Annotated in this window: 23 protein-coding genes; 8 read left to right on the forward strand and 15 right to left on the reverse strand. The window is 71.8% G+C overall.

Annotation, left to right across the window (positions count from 1 at the left end; genetic code table 11):
• Positions 1 to 28: 28 nt before the first annotated feature.
• Both ABZ928_RS01215 and ABZ928_RS01220 read right to left on the reverse strand, forming a co-directional pair.
• Complete coding sequence (locus ABZ928_RS01215; protein WP_059195623.1) at positions 29 to 691, reverse strand: response regulator transcription factor; 663 nt, start codon at positions 689 to 691, stop codon at positions 29 to 31.
• 235 nt (positions 692 to 926) lie between these two features.
• Positions 927 to 1,595, reverse strand: a complete 669-nt coding sequence (locus ABZ928_RS01220; RefSeq protein ID WP_361514364.1) for a DUF3000 domain-containing protein — start codon at positions 1,593 to 1,595, stop codon at positions 927 to 929.
• A gap of 99 nt (positions 1,596 to 1,694) precedes the next feature.
• On the opposite strand from ABZ928_RS01220, the gene hemE reads away from it, so the two are divergent.
• Positions 1,695 to 2,774 (forward strand): uroporphyrinogen decarboxylase, encoded by a 1,080-nt coding sequence (gene hemE, locus ABZ928_RS01225; RefSeq protein WP_361514365.1) that lies wholly within the window; start codon positions 1,695 to 1,697, stop codon positions 2,772 to 2,774.
• Positions 2,775 to 2,789: 15 nt separating this feature from the next.
• On the opposite strand, the gene ABZ928_RS01230 is transcribed toward hemE, so the two are convergent.
• Complete coding sequence (locus ABZ928_RS01230) at positions 2,790 to 3,608, reverse strand: rhomboid family intramembrane serine protease (RefSeq protein ID WP_361514366.1); 819 nt, start codon at positions 3,606 to 3,608, stop codon at positions 2,790 to 2,792.
• 125 nt (positions 3,609 to 3,733) lie between these two features.
• On the opposite strand from ABZ928_RS01230, the gene ABZ928_RS01235 reads away from it, so the two are divergent.
• Entirely contained in the window at positions 3,734 to 4,057 is a 324-nt protein-coding gene (locus ABZ928_RS01235; RefSeq protein WP_361514367.1) for a hypothetical protein, read from the forward strand.
• A gap of 3 nt (positions 4,058 to 4,060) precedes the next feature.
• On the opposite strand, the gene ABZ928_RS01240 is transcribed toward ABZ928_RS01235, so the two are convergent.
• Positions 4,061 to 5,446, reverse strand: a complete 1,386-nt coding sequence (locus tag ABZ928_RS01240; RefSeq protein ID WP_361514368.1) for an FAD-dependent oxidoreductase — start codon at positions 5,444 to 5,446, stop codon at positions 4,061 to 4,063.
• 106 nt (positions 5,447 to 5,552) lie between these two features.
• The gene (locus ABZ928_RS01245) at positions 5,553 to 6,548 is read right to left on the reverse strand and encodes a DUF4349 domain-containing protein (RefSeq protein WP_361514369.1); all 996 of its coding nucleotides are present in this window, start codon (positions 6,546 to 6,548) and stop codon (positions 5,553 to 5,555) included.
• Between the two features lie 159 nt (positions 6,549 to 6,707).
• On the opposite strand from ABZ928_RS01245, the gene hemG reads away from it, so the two are divergent.
• Entirely contained in the window at positions 6,708 to 8,159 is a 1,452-nt protein-coding gene (gene hemG / locus ABZ928_RS01250; RefSeq protein ID WP_361514370.1) for a protoporphyrinogen oxidase, read from the forward strand.
• Between the two features lie 5 nt (positions 8,160 to 8,164).
• Entirely contained in the window at positions 8,165 to 8,896 is a 732-nt protein-coding gene (hemQ, locus tag ABZ928_RS01255; protein WP_030605776.1) for a hydrogen peroxide-dependent heme synthase, read from the forward strand.
• Between the two features lie 63 nt (positions 8,897 to 8,959).
• Here hemQ and ABZ928_RS01260 read toward each other — a convergent pair whose 3' ends face one another.
• The 5 genes from ABZ928_RS01260 to ABZ928_RS01280 all read right to left on the reverse strand — a co-directional run bounded on the left by ABZ928_RS01260 (position 8,960) and on the right by ABZ928_RS01280 (position 15,002).
• Entirely contained in the window at positions 8,960 to 10,576 is a 1,617-nt protein-coding gene (locus ABZ928_RS01260; protein ID WP_361514371.1) for an alpha/beta hydrolase, read from the reverse strand.
• 99 nt (positions 10,577 to 10,675) lie between these two features.
• Positions 10,676 to 11,476: a TIGR04222 domain-containing membrane protein gene (locus ABZ928_RS01265; protein ID WP_361514372.1), complete on the reverse strand. Its 801-nt coding sequence runs from the start codon at positions 11,474 to 11,476 to the stop codon at positions 10,676 to 10,678.
• Between the two features lie 85 nt (positions 11,477 to 11,561).
• Entirely contained in the window at positions 11,562 to 12,329 is a 768-nt protein-coding gene (locus tag ABZ928_RS01270; protein WP_361514373.1) for a DUF4142 domain-containing protein, read from the reverse strand.
• Between the two features lie 331 nt (positions 12,330 to 12,660).
• Positions 12,661 to 13,992, reverse strand: a complete 1,332-nt coding sequence (locus ABZ928_RS01275) for a DUF692 domain-containing protein (protein ID WP_361514374.1) — start codon at positions 13,990 to 13,992, stop codon at positions 12,661 to 12,663.
• Positions 13,993 to 14,219: 227 nt separating this feature from the next.
• Positions 14,220 to 15,002: an MBL fold metallo-hydrolase gene (locus tag ABZ928_RS01280; RefSeq protein WP_361514375.1), complete on the reverse strand. Its 783-nt coding sequence runs from the start codon at positions 15,000 to 15,002 to the stop codon at positions 14,220 to 14,222.
• A gap of 131 nt (positions 15,003 to 15,133) precedes the next feature.
• Between ABZ928_RS01280 and ABZ928_RS01285 the strand changes: the two genes are divergently transcribed.
• Positions 15,134 to 16,039 (forward strand): AraC family transcriptional regulator, encoded by a 906-nt coding sequence (locus ABZ928_RS01285; RefSeq protein WP_361514376.1) that lies wholly within the window; start codon positions 15,134 to 15,136, stop codon positions 16,037 to 16,039.
• A 34-nt stretch (positions 16,040 to 16,073) separates the two neighbouring features.
• Here ABZ928_RS01285 and ABZ928_RS01290 read toward each other — a convergent pair whose 3' ends face one another.
• Positions 16,074 to 16,790, reverse strand: coding sequence for an aminoacyl-tRNA hydrolase (locus tag ABZ928_RS01290; protein WP_361514377.1), 717 nt, complete (start codon positions 16,788 to 16,790; stop codon positions 16,074 to 16,076).
• 108 nt (positions 16,791 to 16,898) lie between these two features.
• On the opposite strand from ABZ928_RS01290, the gene ABZ928_RS01295 reads away from it, so the two are divergent.
• Together ABZ928_RS01295 and ABZ928_RS01300 are read left to right on the forward strand one after the other, a co-directional pair.
• Positions 16,899 to 17,771 (forward strand): ATP-binding cassette domain-containing protein, encoded by an 873-nt coding sequence (locus ABZ928_RS01295; protein ID WP_361514378.1) that lies wholly within the window; start codon positions 16,899 to 16,901, stop codon positions 17,769 to 17,771.
• A complete protein-coding gene (locus ABZ928_RS01300; RefSeq protein WP_361514379.1) occupies positions 17,768 to 18,439 on the forward strand; it encodes an ABC transporter in 672 nt (223 codons plus the stop codon). The genes ABZ928_RS01295 and ABZ928_RS01300 overlap by 4 nt, the downstream gene beginning before the upstream one ends.
• Here the strand turns inward: ABZ928_RS01300 and ABZ928_RS01305 are convergent.
• Together ABZ928_RS01305 and ABZ928_RS01310 are read right to left on the reverse strand one after the other, a co-directional pair.
• Positions 18,431 to 18,610, reverse strand: coding sequence for a hypothetical protein (locus ABZ928_RS01305; protein WP_361514380.1), 180 nt, complete (start codon positions 18,608 to 18,610; stop codon positions 18,431 to 18,433). The two genes, ABZ928_RS01300 and ABZ928_RS01305, sit on opposite strands and share 9 nt — an antisense overlap.
• Positions 18,611 to 18,652: 42 nt before the next feature.
• Positions 18,653 to 19,510, reverse strand: coding sequence for a polysaccharide deacetylase family protein (locus ABZ928_RS01310; protein ID WP_361514381.1), 858 nt, complete (start codon positions 19,508 to 19,510; stop codon positions 18,653 to 18,655).
• Positions 19,511 to 19,622: 112 nt separating this feature from the next.
• Between ABZ928_RS01310 and ABZ928_RS01315 the strand changes: the two genes are divergently transcribed.
• The gene (locus ABZ928_RS01315; protein WP_361514905.1) at positions 19,623 to 20,315 is read left to right on the forward strand and encodes an alpha/beta fold hydrolase; all 693 of its coding nucleotides are present in this window, start codon (positions 19,623 to 19,625) and stop codon (positions 20,313 to 20,315) included.
• A 22-nt stretch (positions 20,316 to 20,337) separates the two neighbouring features.
• On the opposite strand, the gene ABZ928_RS01320 is transcribed toward ABZ928_RS01315, so the two are convergent.
• Complete coding sequence (locus tag ABZ928_RS01320; RefSeq protein WP_361514382.1) at positions 20,338 to 21,720, reverse strand: PhoX family protein; 1,383 nt, start codon at positions 21,718 to 21,720, stop codon at positions 20,338 to 20,340.
• Between the two features lie 91 nt (positions 21,721 to 21,811).
• Entirely contained in the window at positions 21,812 to 22,600 is a 789-nt protein-coding gene (locus ABZ928_RS01325; protein WP_361514383.1) for an SPFH domain-containing protein, read from the reverse strand.
• Between the last annotated feature and the right edge of the window lie 47 nt (positions 22,601 to 22,647).

Below are 22,647 nucleotides of genomic sequence, written 5' to 3' on the forward strand. Positions count from 1 at the left end.
GGGGGCGGGGGAAGGCGTCGGGACGGGGTCAGTGGATGATTCCGGTGCGCAGCGCCACCGCCACCATGCCGGCCCGGTCACCGGTGCCGAGCTTGCGGGCGATGCGGGCGAGGTGGCTCTTGACGGTCAGCGCGGACAGGCCCATCGAGACGCCGATGGCCTTGTTGGACTGGCCCTCCGCGACCAGTCGCAGCACCTCGACCTCACGGCCGGAGAGCTCGCGGTAGCCGCCCGGGTGGCTCGGGGCACCCGGGGGGCGGCGGTGCATTCCGGCGGCGCGGGAGCCGATGGGGGCGGCGCCGGGTCGGGTGGGGAGCCCGACGTTGGTGCGGGTGCCGGTGACGACGTAGCCCTTGACTCCGCCCGCGAGGGCGTTGCGGACGGCGCCGATGTCGTCGGCGGCGGAGAGGGCGAGGCCGTTGGGCCAGCCCGCGGCGCGGGTCTCCGACAGCAGGGTGAGGCCGGAGCCGTCGGGCAGGTGGACGTCGGCGACGCAGATGTCGCGGGGGTTGCCGATGCGGGGACGAGCCTCCGCGACGGACGAGGCCTCGATGACGTCGCGTACACCGAGTGCCCACAGGTGGCGGGTGACGGTGGAGCGGACGCGGGGGTCGGCCACGACCACCATCGCGGTCGGCTTGTTCGGGCGGTAGGCGACCAGGCTTGCGGGCTGCTCGAGAAGAACGGACACCAGGCCTCCTGGGGTGGGGGACGGCTTTGAGGTCACAGTCGTCTTCGGCACCAAACCCGTAGGCCTTTAGAGAAAGATCACGATCTAGTGAGTAACAATTGGTGCAATTCGGACGTGTGGTCGATCGTTCGGTGAGCGATTGGGTTCGTTCGAGGGTTCACTCCTGACCGAAAGTGGCCGTGTCGACAAAGTGATCCCCAAAAAGATCCCCAGGACGGATGCCTGTGTCATGACGTCAGCGGGACTGCGGACCCCGTCGCTGCGGCAGCGTCACCACCGACGCGTCCCCCGGACCGGCCGGCGGCAGCCCCGCGACCTGGGCCAGCAGATCGCACCACGACGCCAGATGCCCCGCCGTGTCCGGCACCCCGCCCAGACCCTCGCGCGGCGTCCAGGACGCCCGGATCTCGATCTGAGAGGTGGACGGACGCTCGGACAGTCCCCCGAAATAGTGGGAGCCGGCCCGCGTCACCGTGCCGCTCGGCTCGCCGCACGCCAGGCCACGCGCCTGGAGCGCGCCCGTCAGCCACGACCAGCACACGTCGGGCAGCAGCGGGTCCGCCGCCATCTCCGCCTCCAGCTCCGCGCGCACCAGCGTCACCAGCCGGAACGTGCCCCGCCAGGCGTCGTGCCCGTCCGGGTCGTGCAGCAGCACCAGCCGGCCGTCCGCCAGATCCTGGTCGCCGTCGACGACCGTCGCCTCCAGCGCGTACGCGAACGGCGCGAGCCGCTGCGGCGCGCGCGTGGTCTCCATCTCGATCTGCGGCCGCAGCCGCGCGGCCCTCAGCGCGTCGACCGCAGCCCGGAAGGCCGGCGGAGCATCATCGCCCGCATTGCGCTCCCCCTCCTTCGCGTCGTCCATTCCGCCAGCGCCGTCCGACAGTCGTCCCTGAGCCGCAGCCATGCGGGGAAGATTAAGGGGAACGGGGGCTTAGTGCAGGGAGGGACACCCCTCTTGGGGTACGCGGGCTTGTCGGTTCCGGCACCGTGCGAGACTTTCCCCGTGAGTGCCAACGAGACCCCCACGGCCCAGTCGCCGGCCGCCACGCGCGACGCAGTCCAGGATTCGGCCTTCCTCAGGGCCTGCCGACGCGAGCCCGTGCCGCACACCCCCGTCTGGTTCATGCGGCAGGCCGGGCGCTCACTGCCGGAGTACCGCAAGGTCCGCGAGGGCATCCCGATGCTCGAGTCCTGCATGCGACCCGAGCTGGTCACCGAGATCACCCTCCAGCCGGTGCGCCGGCACAACGTGGACGCGGCGATCTACTTCAGCGACATCGTCGTCCCGCTCAAGGCCATCGGCATCGACCTCGACATCAAGCCCGGCGTCGGCCCGGTCGTCGAGAAGCCGATCCGCACCCGCGCCGACCTGGCCCAGCTGCGCGACCTCACCCCCGAGGACGTCTCCTACGTCACCGAGGCGATCGGCCTGCTCACCCGCGAGCTCGGCGCCACCCCGCTCATCGGTTTCGCGGGCGCGCCTTTCACCCTCGCGAGTTACCTCGTGGAGGGCGGTCCGTCCCGGACGTACGAGAACGCCAAGGCGATGATGTACGGCGACCCCGAGCTCTGGGCCGATCTGCTCGACCGTCTCGCGGACATCACGGCGGCCTTCCTGAAGGTCCAGATCGAGGCGGGCGCCAGCGCCGTCCAGCTCTTCGACTCCTGGGCCGGCGCGCTCTCCCCGGCCGACTACACGAACTCGGTGCTGCCGCACTCCGCGAAGGTCTTCGACGCGGTCGCCGGGTACGGCGTCCCGCGCATCCACTTCGGTGTCGGCACCGGTGAGCTGCTGAAGCTCATGGGCGAGGCCGGCGCGGACGTCGTCGGCGTCGACTGGCGCGTCCCGCTCGACGAGGCGGTCCGCCGGATCGGCCCCGGCAAGGCACTCCAGGGCAACCTCGACCCGACCGTCCTGTTCGCCGGCACGGACGCCGTCGAGGCCAAGACCCGCGAGGTCCTGGAGACGGCGAAGGACCTCGAAGGCCACATCTTCAACCTCGGCCACGGCGTCATGCCCTCCACCGACCCGGACGCGCTGACGCGGCTCGTGGAGTACGTCCACACGCGGACGGCCCGCTAGGGCTTTTCAAAAGGGTCACCACGTGTGCCGGGGCCGCGCCTTCCTGCCGAACAGCAGGCCGCGCGGTTCCGGCGGCGGGATCGTGCCCGCCTTGAGCGGCCAGGCGAGCACCATGCCCACCAGGAACCCCACCACGTGCGCCGCGTACGCGACCGTGCCCGCGTCGGAGACGCCCTCGCCGGACGAGTACACCGCCTGGAGCACGAACCAGAAGCCCAGCACCAGCCAGGCCGGCAGCCGCAGCGGCAGGAAGACCAGGAACGGGACCAGCACCCACACCCTGGCCTTCGGATACAGCACCAGATAGGCGCCCAGCACCCCGGCGATCGCCCCGGACGCGCCGATCAGCGGGTCGCCCGAGTCGTCGTTGAGCAGCGCGAAGCCGTACGACGCCGCGTAGCCGCAGACGACGTAGAACAGCGCGAAGCGCACATGGCCCATGCGGTCCTCGACGTTGTTGCCGAAGATCAGCAGGAACAGCATGTTGCCCAGCAGATGCAGCCAGCCGCCGTGCAGGAACATCGCGGTGAACACGGACAGCACGGGCGACTTGTCGTACGTCGGCGGGCCGACCGCGCAGCCCGCGCCGCCGGGGCCAACGTCGCCCGTGGGGACCACCCTGGGCAGCTGATGGTGGATCAGCTCCTGCGGCACCGCCGCGTAGTGGTCCAGGAACGCCTGGAGATGACAGAGCTGGGACAGGCTGCTGTCCCCCGCCACGGAACCGGCGAGGCCGGGCGTGTACAGGAAGACCAGCACGTTCGCGGCGATGAGCGCATACGTCACCACTGGGGTGCGGCGCACGGGGTTCACGTCATGGACGGGGATGACCACAAGGAAGTACTGCCCGGGATGCGGCGGGCAAATCGGTGAACGCCGGTACGCGCGCGTGCGTATGACTCCTCAACCGCCCGCGGCACGGGGAAGGCGGGTCGCGGGATGAACGTGAGGAACAGGCGATGAACGACCGAGTTACTCCTCCGATCCACGCTCTGCCCGACGGCGAGGCGGAAGTCGCGGTGGTGCTGCGGCTGCCCTGGGAAGACGTGGCCCGGCTGGGCCAGGACGCGGGGCGGCTCGCCTCGCAGATGCAGCGGCCGGTGACCCTCGACGAGGCGGTGAGCCACCGGCTGCGGTCCACGCGGACCGCCTCGCACGCGAAACCGGCGGGGGAGCAGCCCCCGGCGGTCGCCGCGCCGAGCGCCTCCGTCTCCTCCCTGCCGCCCCGGCCGCCCGCCGATCAGGCCCGCCAGGCCATCGAGCGGATCAACGGCTCGGCGTAGCCGTCAGGAGGCCCGCACTTTCAGCGCCGCCTTGCGGGCCGCGACCAGGACCGGGTCCCACACCGGGCTGAAGGGCGGGGCGTAGCCCAGGTCCAGGGCCGTCATCTGCTCCACCGTCATCCCGGCCGTGAGCGCCACCGCCGCGATGTCGACCCGCTTGCCCGCGCCCTCCCTGCCGACGATCTGCACGCCGAGCAGCCGCCCCGTGCGGCGCTCGGCGAGCATCTTCACCGTCATGGGGGAGGCGCCCGGGTAGTACCCCGCGCGGGAGGTCGACTCGATGGTGACCGACACGAACTGAAGGCCCACCCTGCGCGCGTCCTTCTCGCGCAGTCCCGTCCGTGCGATCTCCAGATCGCAGACCTTGCTGACCGCCGTACCGACCACGCCGGGGAAGGTCGCGTAACCGCCGCCGACATTGGCGCCGATGACCTGCCCGTGCTTGTTGGCGTGGGTGCCGAGCGCGATGTGTCGTTCCTGGCCGGAGACCAGGTCGAGGACCTCCACACAGTCCCCGCCCGCCCAGATGTTCTCGTGCCCGCGCACCCGCATGGCCAGGTCGGTCAGCAGCCCGCCGTAGCGCCCCACGGGCAGACCGGCGGCCTTGGCCAGCTCGGTCTCCGGGCGCACCCCGATCCCCAGCACCACCACGTCCGCCGGGTACTCGGCGTCCTCCGTGGCCACCGCGCGGACCCGTCCGTCCTCGCCCGTCAGGACCTTGGTGACCTCGGCGTCGTCGACCATGGTGATCCCCAGGCCCTCCATCGCCTCGTGCACCAGCCGCCCCATGTCCGGATCGAGCGTCGACATCGGCTCGCTGCCCCGGTTGACGACGGTCACCTCGTACCCGCGGTTGATGAGGGCCTCGGCCATCTCGACGCCGATGTAACCGGCCCCGACCACCACCGCCTTGCGCCCACGCGTGCGTGCCAGCGTGTCGAGCAGCGCCTGCCCGTCGTCCAGGGTCTGCACCCCATGAACCCCCGGCGCGTCCCCGCCCGGCATGTCAGGGCGGATCGGACGGGCCCCGGTCGCGATCACGAGTTTGTCGTACGACGTCCAGGACTCGGCCCCGGAATCGAGATCACGCGCGCGTACCCGCTGCCCGGCCACGTCGATCTCCGTGACCTCCGTGCGCATGCGCAGATCGATGTCGCGGGCCCGGTGCTCCTCGGGCGTGCGGGCGATCAACTCGTCGCGCTCCTCGACGTCCCCGCCCACCCAGTACGGGATGCCGCACGCCGAGTAGGAGCTGAAGTGGCCCCGCTCGAACGCCACGATCTCCAGCTCCCCGGGCCCCTTCAGCCGACGCGCCTGCGACGCCGCGGACATTCCCGCGGCGTCACCGCCGATCACGACCAGTCGTTCGCTCGCAGCGCTCATGTTCATGCGAACACGCTAGGCCCTGCCCTCACATTCCGGTCGTCCGCCCGAAGGGCGGGCGCCGCGGGGCAGGCGGGAATGTGAGGGCAGGGTCTTGAGGGGGCAGGGCATTTCAGTCCTGTTCGCTGCCCCGCTCCTCGCCCTGCTCCTCGGTGGTCCGGGGTCGCGGCGCCGGGTAGGCGGTCGGGAGCGGGCCGAGGGCGGTCGACACGCTTGCCGGGGCCGGGCGGCGGGGCAGGCGGGGGCGTACCCAGCGCAGCCAGATCAGCAGGATCAGGGCGAGTCCCGCGGCGAAGGGGAGCACCGCGGCCAGGGCGACCACGATCCAGCGCAGCATCGACACGAACGCGCCCCAGCCGCCCGACAGGGCGTCGAGGACGGTCGGGTCGTCGTCCTCGGCGGCCTTCTTCACCGGCTTCTCGGACAGCGACAGCGTGATGGTGGCCAGGCTCGTGCGGTCCTTGAGGGACGCCTGGCGGGCCAGCAGGGCCTCCAGGTCGGACTGACGGGTGCTCAGCTCGCCCTCCAGGGTGACGACGTCGCTCAGCTTGGTGGCCTGGTCCATCAGCTCGCGGATCCGGGCCACGCTCGCCCGCTGCGTCTTGATCCGGCTCTCCACGTCGACGACCTGATCGGTGACGTCCTGCGCGTTCGCCGTGCGCTCCAGGAGCTTGCCGGAGCCCTCCAGTTCGGCCAGGACCTCCTCGTACCGGTCGACCGGCACCCGCAGCGTCACCTGCGTCTCCTCGGCGCCCTCCTCGTCGCGGGAGGTGGACTCCTTGCCGACGTAACCGCCCGCGCTCTCCGTGGTGGTCCGGGCCGCCTCCAGCGCCTTCGGCACGTCCTTGACCTGCACGGTCAGCTCGGCGGTGCGGATGATGTGGCTGGTCGGGAGCTTGGGCGCCGTGGTGGCCTGCTTGGCGCCGCCGCCCGAGCCGTCCGCTGCGCCGCCCGGAGCGGCCTCCTTGGCGTCCGCCTGCCCGGCCTTGTCGGAACCGCTGCCCGAGTCCGAGTCGCTCGCGCCGGAGCAGCCGGTCAGGGCGAGGGCCGCGGCCAGCAGAAGGCCGGCCAGGGCCTGAACAGGTCGTACGGAACGTCGTGCGCGCATCTGGCGTACCCCCCGAGGGTCGTGACGGACTGACGCCCCTTCGACGCCCGGCCGCACCGGAACGTTGGGGCGGAACGGTTCCGATGCGGTCACGGTCGGGACTCGGACAGGCCATGAGGCCCTGGCCGGAGTGTCAGTGGCGTCTGAGAGGGTGGAGCCATGAGCGGATCAGGTACGACGGAGCACGTCGTCGTCATCGGAGCCGGGATCGCGGGCCTCGCCGCCGCGCACCGGCTGCTGCAACGCGGGGCACGGGTGACCGTCCTGGAGGCGTCCGGCCGCGTCGGCGGCAAGCTGCTGCCCGGCGAGATCGCCGGCGCGCGCGTGGACCTCGGCGCCGAGTCGATGCTGGCGCGCAGACCGGAAGCCGTCGCCCTCGCGCGCGAAGTGGGCCTCGACGACCGCCTCCAGCCCCCCGCCACCGCGACCGCCTCGATCTGGACCCGCGGCGCCCTGCGCCCCATGCCCAAGGGCCATGTCATGGGCGTCCCCGGCACCGCCTCCGCCCTCTCCGGCGTCCTCTCCGACGAGGGCCTCGCCCGTATCGAGCGCGACGCCGACCTGCCGCGCACCGAGGTCGGCGACGACGTGGCGGTGGGCGCGTACGTCGCCGAGCGCCTGGGCCGCGAGGTCGTCGACCGGCTGATCGAGCCCCTCCTCGGCGGGGTCTACGCGGGCGACGCGTACCGCATCTCGATGCGCTCGGCCGTGCCCCAGCTCTTCCAGGCCGCGAAGACGCACACCTCCCTCACGGAGGCCGTGCGCGAGATCCAGGCCAAGGCGGCGGCCAACCAGCAGACCGGCCCGGTGTTCATGGGCATCGAGGGCGGCGTGGGCAGCCTGCCGCTCGCGGTCGCGGAGTCCGTACGCGCGCGGGGCGGCGAGATCCTGACCGGGACGCCGGTGACCGAGCTGCGCCGCGAAGGTGCCGAGGGCTGGCGGGTCGTGGCAGGGGACCGCGTCCTGCACGCGGCGTCCGTCGTCGTCGCCGCCCCCGCACCGGCTGCCGCAGACCTCCTGCGCGCCGAGGCCCCCGAGGCCGCCGCCGAACTCGCCGGCGTCGAGTACGCCTCCATGGCCCTGATCACCCTGGCCTACCGCCGCACCGACACCGCCCTCCCGGAGGGCAGCGGCTTCCTGGTCCCACCCGTCGACGGCCGCACCATCAAGGCGTCCACGTTCGCCTCCCAGAAGTGGGGCTGGATCGCCGACGAGAACCCGGACGTGGTCGTCCTGCGCACCTCCGTCGGCCGCTACGCCGAGACCGCGATCCTGGAGCGCGACGACCAAGACCTGGTCGACGTCTCCCGGCACGACTTGAAGGCGGCCACCGGCCTGGACGCCACCCCCCTCGAAACCCGCGTCACCCGCTGGACCGACGGCCTGCCCCAGTACCCCGTCGGCCACCACGCGCGCGTGGCCCGCATCCGCGACCACGTGGCCAAGCTCCCCGGCCTCGCGGTCTGCGGAGCCCAGTACGACGGAGTCGGCATCCCGGCGTGCATCGCGAGCGCGTACGCGGCCGTCGACCGGATCCACGGAGACGACCGCGGTGTGCAGGAGCTCACCGCCAACCCGGTGCAGAGTCTGCACGAAGGAGCAGGAGAATAAGGACCATGAGCAACGACGCCCCCACCCCCGAGGCCGGCCGGATCCCGAACAAGGGCAAGCTGGCCAAGGACCTCAACGAGGTCATCCGCTACACGCTCTGGTCCGTCTTCAAGCTGAAGGACGTCCTCCCCGAGGACCGCGCGGGCTACGCCGACGAGGTCCAGGAGCTGTTCGACCAGCTCGCCGCCAAGGACGTCACGATCCGCGGCACCTACGACGTGTCAGGGCTCCGCGCCGACGCCGACCTCATGATCTGGTGGCACGCCGAGACCGCCGACCAGCTCCAGGAGGCGTACAACCTCTTCCGCCGCACCAAGCTGGGCCGCGCCCTGGAGCCGGTCTGGTCGAACATGGCGCTGCACCGCCCCGCCGAGTTCAACCGCTCGCACATCCCGGCGTTCCTCGCCGACGAGACGCCCCGCAACTACGTCAGCGTCTACCCCTTCGTGCGCAGCTATGACTGGTATCTCCTGCCCGACGAGGACCGCCGCCGCATGCTCGCCGACCACGGCAAGATGGCCCGCGGCTACCCGGACGTCCGAGCCAACACGGTCGCCTCCTTCTCCCTCGGCGACTACGAATGGCTCCTGGCCTTCGAGGCCGACGAGCTCTACCGCATCGTCGACCTCATGCGCCACCTGCGCGCCTCGGAGGCCCGCATGCACGTCCGAGAAGAGGTCCCGTTCTACACGGGCCGCAGGAAGTCCGTGGCTGATCTGGTCGCCGGGCTCGCTTAGGGCTTTCAGGGGCGCGGGGAACTGCGCGACCAGCCCCAACCGGTCCGCAGTTTCCCGACGGCCTTACTTGGCAGCTCGCGGTTTCGGCTCAGCATGCCCCGCACAACCGGCTCGCCGTACCGGCAGCCGACCCTCCAACAGATACGCGTCCAAGTACCCGTTGACGCACCGGTTGGGCCCACCGGCAATCCCATGCGTCCCGGCATCCCGCTCGGTCACCAGCACCGACCCCGACAACCGCCGATGCATCTCCAACGCCCCCTGATAAGGCGCGGCGGCATCCCGCTCGGCGGCCAGGATCAGGACGGGCGGCAACTCCCCGGGCCCCGTCCGCACATCGACAACCTGCTGACGAGGCGCGAGCCAGTACGCGCAGGGCAGGTTCATCCACACGTTGTCCCACGTCTCGAACGGCGCCACCCGGGCCAGCCGCGTGTTGTCCCGGTCCCACACCTTCCAGTCCGTCGGCCAGGACGCGTCATTGCACTCGACGGCCGTGTAGACCGCGTTGGCGTTCTCGGCCTCCTTCGCCGCCTCCGGATGCGGCCCCGCCTGCGCGATCAGCTGCTTCGGGTCGCCCTTGAGATAGGCGGACAGCGCCTCCGCCCGGTGCGGCCAGTAGTCGTCGTAGTACCCGGCGGACAGGAACGCCCCCTGCAACTGCCCGGGCCCCACCTTGCCGCCCGCCGGCTCGGCCGCCAGCTGTGCCGCGGCCCGCTCGTAGCTGCGCAGCACCTTCTCCGCCGTGTCGCCCAGCCCGTACACCTTGTCGTGCTTGGCGATCCACTCCCGGAAGTCCGCCCAGCGCCCCTCGAACGCGGCGGACTGGTCGAGGTTGTTGCGGTACCAGATCTGCGCGGGGTCGGGGTTCACCGCCGAGTCGAACACCATCCGCCGCACGTGCGAGGGGAACAGCGTCGCGTACAGCGCCCCGAAGTAGGTGCCGTAGGACGCGCCCATGAACGTCAGCTTCTCCTCGCCCAGCGCCGCGCGCAGCACGTCCAGGTCACGGGCGTTGTTGAGCGAGGTGTAGTGCCGCAGCGAGCTGCCCGCCCGCTTGGCGCAGCCGCGCGCGTACGCCTTCGCCTGCGCGATGCGCTCGCGCTTGTACGACTCGGAGGGGTGCGTGGGTGCCTGTGAGGGCGCCTTGTAGAACTGCTTGGGGTCCTGGCAGGACAGCGGCGCCGAGCGGCCCACCCCGCGCGGGGCGTAGCCGACGAGGTCGTACGCCGCCGCGAGCCGTTTCCACTCGGGCATGACGCCGATGATCGGGAAGTACATGCCGGAGCCGCCGGGGCCGCCCGGGTTGTAGACCAGGGCGCCCTGCCGGGGCACCTTGCGCTTGCTGTTGGCGGGGTCCTTGTGGGTGGCGCGGACCCGGCTGACGGTGAGTCTGATCTGCTTGCCGCCGGGGTCGGCGTAGTCGAGCGGGACGGAGACCGTGCCGCACTGGACGTTGCCCGGCAGATCCTCGACCGCGGCGCACTTGCCGAAGGCGATCCCCTCGGCACGGGCGACCGCGGCCGCCGTCGCGGTGCCGAGCCGCTCGGCCGCGCCGGGAGCGCCCCACGCGCCCGGCGCTCCCGGCGCGGCCGAGGCGCTGCCGGCCGGGGCGGCGGCGAGGGCTGTCAGGAGCAAGGACCCGGCGGCCGAGTAGAGGGCGGGGGCGGGGGCTCTCATCGCGTTTCCCTTTCGGTGCACGGCAGCAACAAAAGGGATGTTTCGTTCGGTTGTGGGCGAAGGCAAGCACTGTCAAGCCGGTGTCGGCGCCAATGCCCCCTATGCGCCCCTGGTGTGACCGGCGCGCCAGTGCTGCTCGCGGTCGGCGAAGGCCGCCCGCAGGCCGGGTTCACCGACGGCGCGGACGCCTCGTACGGCGACGGTGGTGAGGTACGTACGGTCGTCGCCGCCGCTCGTCCGCCGGGCCAGGGCGCCCAGCAGCCGCTGGCCGGCGGGGGAGGCCCAGCGCGAGTAAGGGTGGACCTCGATGCGGGCGATGGCCAGGCAGCTCAGGGTGAGCGCGAGGGGCAGCGCGAACCAGAGGGCGACCAGATGGCGCGGCATCTCCGACGGGGCGGGCGACAGCAGCGCGGTCGCGCCCAGCGCGAGGACGGCGACGGCGGCGAGCTGCACCTGGCGGACGGCGGCCGCGACCGACGTGCGCGCGCCGTCGGGCACGGCGAGTCCGGCGCGGACGAGACGGTCGGCGAGGCCGCGTACGGGGGCGGCGGTGGCCGCGGCGTCCCGGACCGGGGCGATACGGGACTGCCCTTCCGGCCCGATGGCCCCTATGACGGACCGCTCGATCTCGTCCCGGCCGCGCGGGTCGACGACCGTCGCCCAGCCGGTGTGCGCGAGCAGCAGCCGGCGCTGGCGGGCCATGGAGACCAGGGTGAGGTCGGCGACCCGGCGCGGGCCGCCGGACAGGAACGCCGCCTCGTACAGCGTGAGGTCGTGTCCGCGGCCCGCGACCCCCTTGTCGGTGTCGTCGGCCGCGGCGTGCACGGCGGCCAGGCACAGCCGGGTGCACGCGGTTCCGGCGGCGGCCCAGGCCAGCAGCAGGAGAAGGACCCAGAACATGACGCTGTTCTATGCGAGATGGTCTGACCGGCGCCATGCCTTGTTCACAATCCGGACGGATGTTTGCCGGTATGTGACGTTCCCCTTAGCTCGCACTGGGCGGCGGGCTGGTGGCGGGTGGGGGCAGCGAGTAGCTCGGGGTCACCGGGACGGCCGGGGACGGGCTCGCCGTCGGGCCGGGTGGGGCCGGGGAGCGGGTGAGCGGGGGAGGGTTGGCGGAGGCCAGGTCCTGGGCCAGGGCGTCGAAGTCGACGTAGCCGGTGGCCTCCAGGATCTTGATGTGGTCCAGGACGGTCGAGTTGGCGTCGTCGGCGAGGGTACGGACGAGGGCGTTGCGGGTGCTCGCGCGGACCTGGGCGACGACCGAGAAGACCCTGCCGTGGGCGAGGCGCAGGATGTTGGCGAACTGGCGGTCGTAGTCGACCCCTTGGGCCGCGTCGAGGGTCGCCAGCCACTCCTTCTGCTGGTCGTTCGGTTCGTTGGGGAGCGTCAGACCCAGCTGCGCGGCGACGTCACGGACCCGCTCGTCCAGGAACGTGTGCCCCTCCACGAGATGCCGCCCCGCCGTCCGTACGGCCTCGGTCGTGCCCTTCTGCTGGGCCTGCTGACCGGCGGGCAGCTCCCATAGCCCGGCCAGCCGGACCTTGGTGATGAAGTCCCGGTCCAGTGCCGACAGCGGCCCGTACTGCGTCGACACGGTCTCGGCGTTGAGCACGTCGACTCCGGTGCCCGACCGGTCGGCGTACGACCAGAGCGGGAAGACCAACGCCAGCAGCGTCGCCGTCAGGCCGGTGATGATGATCCCCGTGCCGCTGATGATGCCTCGGCCTTTGATGGGGGGTCGCGGTCGCATGGTGCCTCCTGTTACGGCACCGCACGCTAATGAGATTCGAGTGCGGGGTTGGCATGTTACTGCGGGGTCTACGCCAACTGCCGTACAGGGACGATTGGTTGTATCCGGGACACCAAGGGCGAATGGCGGAGGGAGAGTTGGGGGCAAATGACCGCAAAGGGTGCCGGATCGAGTGTGTGGGGAATGTGTCGCGACGGTGGTGTTATTCCGGGCACACTCGGGCGTGGACGGGGTGGGACCGGGCGTCTGGCCACCGCCCTCCCGCCGACGTAGGCGGGATCCGCCCGTTGCGGTCCGGGCCGACGGTGGGCGGCGGGGCGCCCCCGGACGGTCACCGGCGCAGCAGCACCCGCCGGGTCGCGCGCGCCAGCCGTACGCCCGGCCGGTGCGACCGCGGCCGCGACCCCGAGCGCTCCAGCCACCACTCCCGCAACTCGGCCCGCGCCGACGAGTCCTCCGGCAGACCGGCGTGCGCGTCCGCGCCCAGCAGATACCCGGCGAAGTTCAGCGCGTCCCGCCGGTAACCGTCGGTCATCGGGTGCCCGTGGGCGTACCCGAGGAACGCGGCCCGGTACCCCGCCCCGAGGATCACCGGCAACTCCGGCGCCACCTTCGCCACGACATCGGCCCGCTTCCCGGCCAGCGCCCGCGCCTGCACCCCGACCCGCACCCGATCGAACCCCTCGGGCACCGGCGTCCCGGCGACGAGCGCGGAGAGCAGCGCGGTCTGGGCGAGGGCGAGCCGCTGGCGGGCGGGGGAGGGGGCGGACACCGAGGGGGCGGGGGAGGCGTCGGAGGTGAGGCCGGCCGCCGAGCGAGTGGGCTGCCCGGCCGCACCGCTCCCCTTCGCCAGCGCCTCCCGGATCGCCGCCAACTCCCCCTCCAGCTCGGCCGGTTCGGGGAAGTTCTCGTCGCGCTCCAGGAGGACCCCCGGCGGGGAGACGCGGGAGGCGAGGTCGGTGAGGATGTCGAGGACCGGGCGGGGGACGGGGTGGGCGTGGCTGTCGTGCCAGACGCCGTCCCGTTCGAAGCCGCCGGCGACGTGGACGTAGGCGATGGCCTCCAGGGGGAGGTCGGCGAGGGCCTCCGCGGGGTTCTCGCCCCGGTTGACGTGGTTGGTGTGGAGGTTGGCGACGTCGATCAACAGCCGGACCCCGGTGCGGTCGGCCAGGTCGTACAGGAACTGCCCCTCCGTCATCTCCTCGCCCGGCCAGGCGATCAGCGCGGCGATGTTCTCGACGGCCAGCGGGACCGGCAGGGCCGCCTGTGCGATGCGGATGTTCTCGCACAGGACGTCGAGGGCGTCGCGGGTGCGCGGCACCGGCAGCAGATGGCCGGCCTCCAGGCGCGGCGAGGCCGTCAGGGGCCCGCCCGCCCGTACGAACGCGATGTGCTCGGTGACCAGCGGCGAGCCCAGCGCCTCGGCGCGCTCGGCGAGGGCCGTCAGCCGGCTCTCGTCGGGGCGGTCGGCGCCGCCGAGGCCGAGGGAGACGCCGTGCGGGACGACCGTCACCCCGCGCTCGCGCAGCCGCAGCAGCGACTCGGGGAGATGTCCGGGGCAGACGTTCTCGGCCACGGCCTCGACCCAGTCGATGCCCGGCATGCGCTCCACGGCGTCCGCGATCTCCGGCCGCCACCCGATTCCCGTGCCCAGTCGCTCCATCGTCCCCGTCCCCTCCTCCGGCCGACTCTCCGCTCCACCTGGATCCGCTGTGTCGTCCCCTTCGACGGCCCACTGTTTCCGGCGTGACGGAGGTATGGCCCCGGTGCCCGGTCCCGAATCCCTCCGCCCGGTCGTTCAGAGGAACATTTGAGGTTCCGGGCACCAGTGCCAGGAGGTACGGGGCGCGATGCGGGAACGTTCAGCCCCGCTTCCTCCTGTAGGGCGGTTCAGGCGCCCTGCGCGTCGAAGAGGTACTGGTTGCCGATGTCGATGAGGAACGGGCCGCCGTAGGACGGGTAGCGCTCCAGGATCGCCGTCTTGTACGCCTCGCCGTCGTCGCCGAGCAGTTCGCGCGCGGCGTCGAGGTAGGCGCCCAGTTCGGTGTAGACGGCCGGTGTGGCGGGCAGCCCGTGCCCGGCGAGGATCGTGTCGTAGGAGGTGTCGGCGGCCAGGGTGTCGAGGGCCTTTTGCCAGCCGTCGATGTCGTTGTTGCCCAGGAACAGATGGGTGGCGTGGTAGACGAGGTCCTGTGCGACCAGGACGCCCTGCTCGGGCAGCCTGATGACGAGTTCGTCGGCCGCCTCACCGCCGGCCACGGCCTCGAAGACGAACGGCACACCGTCGATGACCTCGACACCGGGCGTGATCTCGACGGTCGGCGTGACATCGGCGACCGGGATCAGCGTGCCGCTCGGGTCCTGCGCGTCGCCCTGGGCGGCGATCTGGTCCCGTACGGCGGGCAGCGCGTGCACGGGCGCCCCGAAGCGGGCCGCGCCGTGGAAGTGGTCGGGGTGGGCGTGCGTGATGACCAGCCGGTCGATCGGCTTGCCCAGCCCCTCGGCATAGGCGACGACCTCGTCGGCGTACGCCAGCGCGTACTGCGCGTCGACGGCCACGATCCGGGCCGGGGTCTCGATCAGCTGGGTGGTGACATTCAGACTGTCGTCGGGTGCCATGTAGCTGTGGACGCGGACGGTGCCCTTGTCGATGACCGTGACGGTGCCGTTCATGGTGCGCTTCTCCCTGGTCGGGCGGTATCCGGTCCAACCGCCATGCCATCCACTGTCGCCCGCGCGCCACGGATCGGCGAGATACGCTGAAGACCCCTGATGGTCAAAAACGGACATGAGTGAGGTCTCCGATGCCGCCCTCCGAAGCCGGAGAAGCCGGCGCCGGCACGCAGGACGGGCCGATCCCGGGTTTCACCTTCAACCCGACCGCCGCCCCGGTCCAAGGATTCGAGCTGACCGAGCTGACGAGCCTGCACGAGCGCATGAGCGACGGCAGCCTCCAGCGCGTCCACCGCGTCGACTTCCACACCGTCACCCTGATCACGGAGGGCAGCGGGGAACACACGGTCGACTTCGTCACCCACCCCTGCCGCCCCGGCACCCTGATGTGGATCCGCCCCGGCCAGGTCCAGCGCTTCGACCGCCCCGGCACCCTGCGGGGCACCCTCCTGCTGTTCACCCCGTCCTTCCCGCCCGGCCTGGCGGGCATCGACCGCCTGGTGCGCGACTGGTACGGCCCCGTCTGCCGACAGTTGGGCACAGGCCAGGACTACGAGACCCTGTCAGCCCTGCTGAGCAGACTCCGCGCCGAGTTCACCCGCCCGGAAGGCACGGCTTCCCAGGAGATCCTCCAACTCCTCCTGGCCACCGTGCTGTTGCACATCGACCGCCTGCCACCACCGGGCACGGACGCCGACGCACACCGGCACGGCGAGGTCTACGACCGCTTCCGCACCGAACTGGAACGCTCCTACGCCACCACCCGCCGCGCCGAGGACTACGCCCACCTCCTCGGCTACACGGTCAAGACCCTCAGCCGAGCCTGTCTCGCCGCCACCGGACAGCCCGTCAAACAGGTCATCGACGCCCGCGTGGCCCTCCAGGCCCAGCGCCTGCTCGCCCACACCGACGAACCGGTCGCGGTCATCGCCCGCCGCCTCGGCTTCTCCGAACCCACCAACTTCGGCAAGTTCTTCACCCGTCACACAGGGACGACCCCTGGCGCCTTCCGCCACACCCACCACACCGCACAGTGACCCGGTGCGCGTCAGCCCCGCCCCTCAACTCGCGTCACCGCAAAGCCGGATGGTCGGCGACGACCGTGCAGGACCCCGGCGCGATCTCCGTGAACCCGGCATCCCGCACCAACGGCAGCCCACTGCCCACGAGTTCAGCCCACTGCTCCCGCCCGGCGGTCCGTACGGCGACGGGGAACCCGGCATCCCGCCAAGCGGCCCGCTCCTCCTCCGACAGCTCCCACCAGGCGAGTTGGGCCCCATGCCCCGCCTGAGCCATCGCCTTCCCGGCCGACATCTCGACGTCCGGGCTCATCCACAGCACCGGCACTCCGGGACCGGCTTCCACCGGCGGCTCGGGGTCGTCCAGATCGGTCCCCGACACCTGAAGCTTGGCCAGTTCCTTGGGCCACCCGTCCAACGGCACCGGCGGAAACACCCGCACCTCGGCCGACTTCCCGGTCACCGTGATCCCCGGCAGCCCCTCAGCCTTCCGCCACTCACCCCCACGGGCCCGCCGCACGACCTTCCGAATCCGAGCGTCCTGCCAGTCCCGCATCACCTGTGCCCACTCCCCGTCCCCGAGCGACCGAGAGTCACTGAGCATGACGAGCACGGCACGGGCGGCGGTCTCAAGAGCATCGGTGCGGGCGGGGGGCGCGGTGCGCTCGATCCGTACCACCAGGGGCAGCACGAATTGCGGCGCTTGATCACGGGCGGTGGCCGAGTGCTGGAAGGGACTATCGCTGGGAGGCGTCGAATCAGGGCTCACATCAGCCAACCCTAAGGGGCGCGGGGCCGTATCGATTTTGCGGCTACCGCCGCGTGGGCGCGACCAGCCACAGACAACCGTCAGTCACCACACGACATCATGACCACCATGGAACGCGCTCTACAGCTGACCAACGTGGGCCGCCGCTACGGCCTACGCGGTCCCTGGGTCTTACGAGGCATCAACCTGACCCTCCCCCCTGGAACCCTGACCCGCATAGAAGGCCCGAACGGCACCGGCAAATCCACGCTCCTGCGCGTACTGGCCCGCCTGGACTCCCCCTCCGAGGGCAAGATCAAAGGCCACCCCCGCACCGCCTACGTCCCCGAACGCTTCCCCTCCACCCTCCCCTTCACCGCCCTCGGCTACTTGACCCACCTCGCCACCATCCACGGCCTCACCCGCGCCTCGGCGCAGCTGGCCGCCTCCGACACCCTGGACCGCTTCGGCGCCACCCCCTACGCCCACACCCCCATGGCCCACCTCTCCAAGGGCAGCAGCCAGAAGGTCGCCGTGGCCCAGGCCCTCCTCGCCGACCCGGAACTGCTCGTCCTGGACGAGGCGTGGACCGGCCTGGACGCCGACGCCCGCGCCGAGTTGGAGCGGGCCGTCGCGGAGCGCACCGCGGCAGGGGGCGCCGTCGTGTTCGTCGATCACGATCCGAACCGTCTGGCGGGGGTGCCGGACGCGACGTACGCCGTACACGAGGGCGGACTTCACCGCCGTACGACGGACGACACCGTCACCCCCACCGGCCCGCACACGACCGTCGTCGTCCAGGGGCCGCCCGGCGGACGGCTGCCCGAGGACGCGCTCCGCACCGCCACCACCGCCGACGAGACGACCCCCGGCATCTACCGGCTCACCGTCCCCGCGTCGCACTCGGACGTGCTGCTGCGCACGCTCCTGACGGCGCGCCCGTCGTGGCATGTGGTGAGCGTGGGCGACGAGACAGACGAGACAGAGGAAGGCGGCCGATGACCGCGCTGCTCCGCTATCAGGCCGCTCTGCTCGTGCGCTCGCAGCGGTGGCTGCCGCCGTTCATTCTGTACCTCGTGTTTCTGGGGGTCGGGGTGCAGAGCGGGCAGCCGATTCTCGACTCGCTGGGGTACGCGGCCGCCGCGCTGCTGCCGGTCGCCGCGTGGCTGGTGCGGATCTGTGTGTCCAACGAGCCGCCCGCGGCCCGCGCCTGTGTGTCGGCGGCGGTCGGGCCCGCGCGGGCGCATCTCGCCTCGCTGCTGGTGGCACTCGCCGCCGCGGTGGTCCTCGGCTCCGCCGCGACCCTCGTCGTGACGCTGATCAGCGATCCGGTGAGCGCCGACCACCAGATCCGGGTGCCGCGGCTCCCGGCCGGTGCGGCCGGGCTGTGCGCCGCGCTCGCCTGCGCCCTGCTCGGTACGGCCGTCGGGGCGCTCACGACCTGGCCGTTGCTGCGTTCGCCGGGGCGGGCGGTGCCGACGATGCTGCTCGCGGCGCTCATGGCGGTGGTGACGACCGGCTCGCCGGCGCAGGCGGCGGTCAGCGGTCTGGTCGGAGGTTCGCGGGAGGGCTCGGTGCCGGTTCCGCTGCTGCCGCTGGGCGCGGCCGTCCTGGCCATGGCCGGGGCGACCGCCGTGGCCTGCGCGCTGACGTCGAGGAGGTCACCCTGAGCAGGCCGTGCGCTGGGCTTCCTGCCACTCGCAGACCGGGCACAGGGTGATCCCCTTGTACGACTCCGGGTACTCCGTGGGCTTTCGGCACAGCACGCACTCCGCGTACGGCGGCCCCTCGGCGACGGGCGGGTTCGGGACGTCGCCGATCGTGCAGTAGTCCTCTCTCATGCCTCCAGCGTAGGGCGGTCGCCTTCAGCCCCCCTCGACCAGTCAGCGCCCGCCGCCGCCCGCCCCGATCAGCTCGGACACCTTCACGAACCGGTAGCCCTTCGCGCGCAGCTCCGGCACGATCGTGCGCAGCGCGCGTTCGGTCGTCGGGGCGGCGCTGCGGGTGCAGTGCATGACGACCACGGAACCCGGCCGCACGCCCTCCAGCACCTGCCGCGCCACCGCGTCCGCGTCCGTCGCGAACGCATCCCCGCTCACCACGTCCCACTGCACGGCGGTGACACCGGCCGGGATGAGCGCCTTGAGGGCCTCGCGGTCGTAGCAGCCGCCGGGGAAGCGGAAGTACGGCATCGCGTTCGGGACGCCCGCCTTACGGAAGGCGGCGTACGCGCGTTCGACGTCGGCGCGCATCCGGTCCTGGGACACCGTCGGGAGCCCGTAGCAGTCGCCGGTGAAGGCGTAGTGGCTGTACGAGTGGTTCGCGACCTCGAACAGGGGGTCCCGTCCGATCGAGCGGGCCTGGGACGGGTACTCCTCGGCCCACCGCCCCGTCATGAACACGGTCGCCGGGACCTTCATCGCCCTCAGCGTCGCGATGAGCCGCGGGTTGTCGAAGTGCTCGCCCGCCGCCGCCCTCGGTCCCTGATCCGCCGTCATGTCGGCGTCGAAGGTGAGCGCGACGGTCCTGCCGTCCGTGCGGGGGCCGTTCTTGAAGACCGGGGTGAGACCGGCGGGGCCCGGGGCGAGGGTCGGGGGACGGGAGGGAGCGGTGGAGCTGGGGGTGGACGCGGTAGGGGCCTGGTGGGCGGTCCGGGGTGCCTCGGGGGCGGTGGCGCAGGCGGTGAGGGCGGCGGCGCCGAGTGCGCAGGCGGCCGCTGCTTGTCGTACTCGAATGATCACCGGATGAACATAACGGGAGGAAACGGTCGTTCCTGGGATTGTCTTCGCTGAACAATCGTCTTATATAAGCGTCTACCTCGACTTCGGCGGCACCGGCCGGCCGCTCGTCGCCCTGCACGGGCGTCTGTCGGAGGGCGCCACCTTCGCGGAGCTCGCCGCGGCCCTGGCCCCCGAGTGGCGGCTGATCGCGCCGGACCAGCGCGGGCACGGTGAGTCCGACCGGGCCGACGACTACTCGCGCGAGGGGTATCTCGCCGATGTCCTGGCGCTCCTGGACCATCTGGGGCTGGACCGGGTCGTCCTGCTCGGACACTCCCTCGGCGCCATCAACGCCTACCAGTTCGCCGCCCGCCACCCCGAGCGGATCGAGGCGCTCGTCAACGCCGAGGGGTGCGCCTCGCTCGGCCTGGACGGCTCGAACCCGTTCGGTTTCCTGCTGAACCTGCCCTACGACGCCCCGAGCCGGGAGGAACTCGCGGCCGACCTCGGTCCGGCGGGGCCGTACTTCTCCGACCGGCTGCGGGAGAACCCCGACGGGAGCTGGCGGCTGCCCTTCCACCCGCAGGAGATGTACGACTCCGAGGAGCGGGTGCACGGCGATCACTGGGCCGACTGGACGGCCACCACCTGCCCGGCGCTGCTCGTCCACGGCACCAAGGGCATCATCCCGGCCGAGCAGATCGAGGCGATGGTCGAGCGCCGGCCCGGCACGGTGTCCGCCGAGCTCGACGCCGACCACTTTGTCTACACGGCGGCGCCGGAGGCCTTCGCCGCCGCCGTGCGGTCCTTCCTCAGCGCCCTCTGAGGCGCCCCGGCCCTCCGGCGGGTCAGCGGCGCCAGGGGCCCGTCACCGCGAACGTCGTCCCGGGCGTGTAGCAGTTGACGTACATCGTCCGGCCGTCGGGTGAGAAGGTGACGCCCGCGAACTCACCCCACTCCGGCGCCTCCGGCGTCCCGATGTTCTGCCGGCCGCGGGCCATGGCGTACACCTCGCCCCGCCGTGTGACGCCGTAGACGTGCTGCGCCCCGTTGCCGTCCTCGCACACCATCAGGCCGCCGCTGGGGGCGAGGCAGATGTTGTCGGGGGACTCGCCGGGGAGCTGGATGTCGGTGTCGGGGCCGAAGACGATGACCAGGGTGAGGCGGCGCGAGGAGGGGTCGTAGCGCCAGATCTGGCCGAAGTGGTCGGCGGCCGAACCCTCCGCGCTGTGGGCGAAGGACGACACGAAGTACACGCACTTCCCGCCCCAGTAGCAGCCCTCCAGCTTCTGTGCGTGCGTGATGCCCTTCGGGCCGAAGTCCTGGAGGCGGACCGGAGTTTGGGCGGCGAGCGGGTCCGGTACGTCGACCCATTCGACGCCCTCGAACGTGGCGCCGATCTCCTGGATGGACGACAGGTCCGGTACGCCCGGGACCCGCATCGCCTGGAGCCTGCCGCCCGCGCGCAGTGAACCGGGGCCGCCCAGCGGCTGGTTGGGGAGAAAGCGGTAGAACAGGCCGAACGGCTTGAGGAACGCGTCCTCCGTCTCGTAGACGATGCCCCGGTACGGGTCGACGGCGATCGCCTCGTGCTGGAAGCGGCCCATCGCGGTCAGCGGGACCGCGCCCGAGCGGTGCGGGTCGGCGCCGTCGACCTCGAAGATGAAGCCGTGGTCCTTGGTGTAGCCGTTGGTGCCGGCCTTGTCCTCGGTCTCCTCGCAGGTGAGCCAGGTGCCCCAAGGGGTGGGCCCGCCCGCGCAGTTGACCGCCGTACCGGCGATGGCGACCCGCTCCGACAGGACGTTGCCGTGGCGGTCGAGGGTCAGGGCCGTACAGCCGCCCTTGCCCGCGGGGTCGTAGGTGAGGCCCTCCACCGTCGGGACGGGGATGGCCGCGGTGACCCGGTTCTCGTGGTTGCGGACCAGGTGGACCCGGCCGTTTCTGCCGGCAGAACGCCCGGCAAAGGCAGCCATGCCGTCGTGGTTGGAGGGGACCTTGCCCTCGCCGGAGCGGAGCTGGTCGCCCTCACGGGAGAGGACCCGGTAGCGGAAACCTTCCGGCAGGTCGAGCAGGCCGTCCGGGTCGGGGACGAGGGGGCCGTAGCCCGTGTGGCCGAGGTTCTGGGCCGCGGCGGCGGTCCCGGCGAAGAGTTCGGAGAGGGCGCCGGTGAAGGCGATGCCCGCCCCCAGGGCACCGGAGCGGGCGAGGATCTGACGTCGTGTTGCGGACATGGAGCAGCAACCTTCCTGCTGGCGGACAGGATGTGACGCCGCTGTGTCTATCACCTGGGCCCGGCCGCGGGAACCACGCGCGTAGCACGTGTCACTTGTCGGCAGGCTTGTCGGCCGGTCCCTGCTGCGCCTTCTCCAGGAAGCGCAGCAACTCCACCGGGAAGGGCAGGACGAGGGTGGAGTTCTTCTCGGCGGCCACCGCCACCACCGTCTGGAGCAGCCGCAGCTGGAGCGCGGCGGGCTGCTCGGACATCTGCTTCGCGGCCTCGGCGAGCTTCTTCGAGGCCTGGAGCTCGGCGTCCGCGTTGATGATGCGGGCGCGGCGCTCACGGTCGGCCTCGGCCTGCCGGGCCATCGAGCGCTTCATCGCGTCGGGCAGCGACACGTCCTTGATCTCGACCCGGTCCACCTGCACGCCCCACCCCACGGCCGGGCTGTCGATCATCAGTTCCAGGCCCTCGTTGAGCTTCTCGCGGTTGGAGAGCAGATCGTCCAGCTCGCTCTTGCCGATGATCGAACGCAGGGACGTCTGTGCCATCTGGGAGACCGCGAACTTGTAGTCCTCGACCTTCACGAGCGCGCTCGCCGCGTCGATCACCCGGAAGTAGACGACCGCGTCCACCCGCACGGTCACGTTGTCGCGCGTGATGCCCTCCTGGGCGGGGATCGGCAGCGTGACGATCTGCATGTTGACCTTGTGCATCCGGTCCACGAACGGGATCACCATCGCGAACCCGGGCGCCCGTACGTCGTCCAGCAGCCGCCCGAGCCGGAACACCACCCCGCGCTCGTACTGCTTGACGACCCGCGCCCCCGCGGCGACATAGACGACACCGGCCGAACCGGCCGCCGCGGCCACGGTGAGCAGCTCCTGGAGCATGACCCACCCCCTCGATCGGAGGGCTTTTATCTGCTCCTGCAACGATA

Source organism: Streptomyces sp. NPDC046909, from assembly GCF_040644695.1.
In the GTDB taxonomy this organism is placed as follows: domain Bacteria; phylum Actinomycetota; class Actinomycetes; order Streptomycetales; family Streptomycetaceae; genus Streptomyces.

Bases quoted from the DNA above. Each gene is read 5' to 3' on its own strand.
- ABZ928_RS01240 (WP_361514368.1), bottom strand. From the start codon at position 5,446: ATGAACATGAGCGCTGCGAGCGAACGACTGGTCGTGATCGGCGGTGAC.
- ABZ928_RS01275 (WP_361514374.1), bottom strand. From the start codon at position 13,992: ATGGAGCGACTGGGCACGGGAATCGGGTGGCGGCCGGAGATCGCGGAC.
- hemG (WP_361514370.1), top strand. From the start codon at position 6,708: ATGAGCGGATCAGGTACGACGGAGCACGTCGTCGTCATCGGAGCCGGG.
- ABZ928_RS01320 (WP_361514382.1), bottom strand. From the start codon at position 21,720: ATGTCCGCAACACGACGTCAGATCCTCGCCCGCTCCGGTGCCCTGGGG.
- ABZ928_RS01280 (WP_361514375.1), bottom strand. From the start codon at position 15,002: ATGAACGGCACCGTCACGGTCATCGACAAGGGCACCGTCCGCGTCCAC.
- ABZ928_RS01325 (WP_361514383.1), bottom strand. From the start codon at position 22,600: ATGCTCCAGGAGCTGCTCACCGTGGCCGCGGCGGCCGGTTCGGCCGGT.
- ABZ928_RS01265 (WP_361514372.1), bottom strand. From the start codon at position 11,476: ATGTTCTGGGTCCTTCTCCTGCTGCTGGCCTGGGCCGCCGCCGGAACC.
- ABZ928_RS01270 (WP_361514373.1), bottom strand. From the start codon at position 12,329: ATGCGACCGCGACCCCCCATCAAAGGCCGAGGCATCATCAGCGGCACG.
- ABZ928_RS01260 (WP_361514371.1), bottom strand. From the start codon at position 10,576: ATGAGAGCCCCCGCCCCCGCCCTCTACTCGGCCGCCGGGTCCTTGCTC.
- ABZ928_RS01300 (WP_361514379.1), top strand. From the start codon at position 17,768: ATGACCGCGCTGCTCCGCTATCAGGCCGCTCTGCTCGTGCGCTCGCAG.
- ABZ928_RS01285 (WP_361514376.1), top strand. From the start codon at position 15,134: ATGCCGCCCTCCGAAGCCGGAGAAGCCGGCGCCGGCACGCAGGACGGG.
- ABZ928_RS01220 (WP_361514364.1), bottom strand. From the start codon at position 1,595: ATGGCTGCGGCTCAGGGACGACTGTCGGACGGCGCTGGCGGAATGGAC.
- ABZ928_RS01235 (WP_361514367.1), top strand. From the start codon at position 3,734: ATGAACGACCGAGTTACTCCTCCGATCCACGCTCTGCCCGACGGCGAG.
- hemQ (WP_030605776.1), top strand. From the start codon at position 8,165: ATGAGCAACGACGCCCCCACCCCCGAGGCCGGCCGGATCCCGAACAAG.
- ABZ928_RS01305 (WP_361514380.1), bottom strand. From the start codon at position 18,610: ATGAGAGAGGACTACTGCACGATCGGCGACGTCCCGAACCCGCCCGTC.
- ABZ928_RS01245 (WP_361514369.1), bottom strand. From the start codon at position 6,548: ATGCGCGCACGACGTTCCGTACGACCTGTTCAGGCCCTGGCCGGCCTT.
- ABZ928_RS01295 (WP_361514378.1), top strand. From the start codon at position 16,899: ATGGAACGCGCTCTACAGCTGACCAACGTGGGCCGCCGCTACGGCCTA.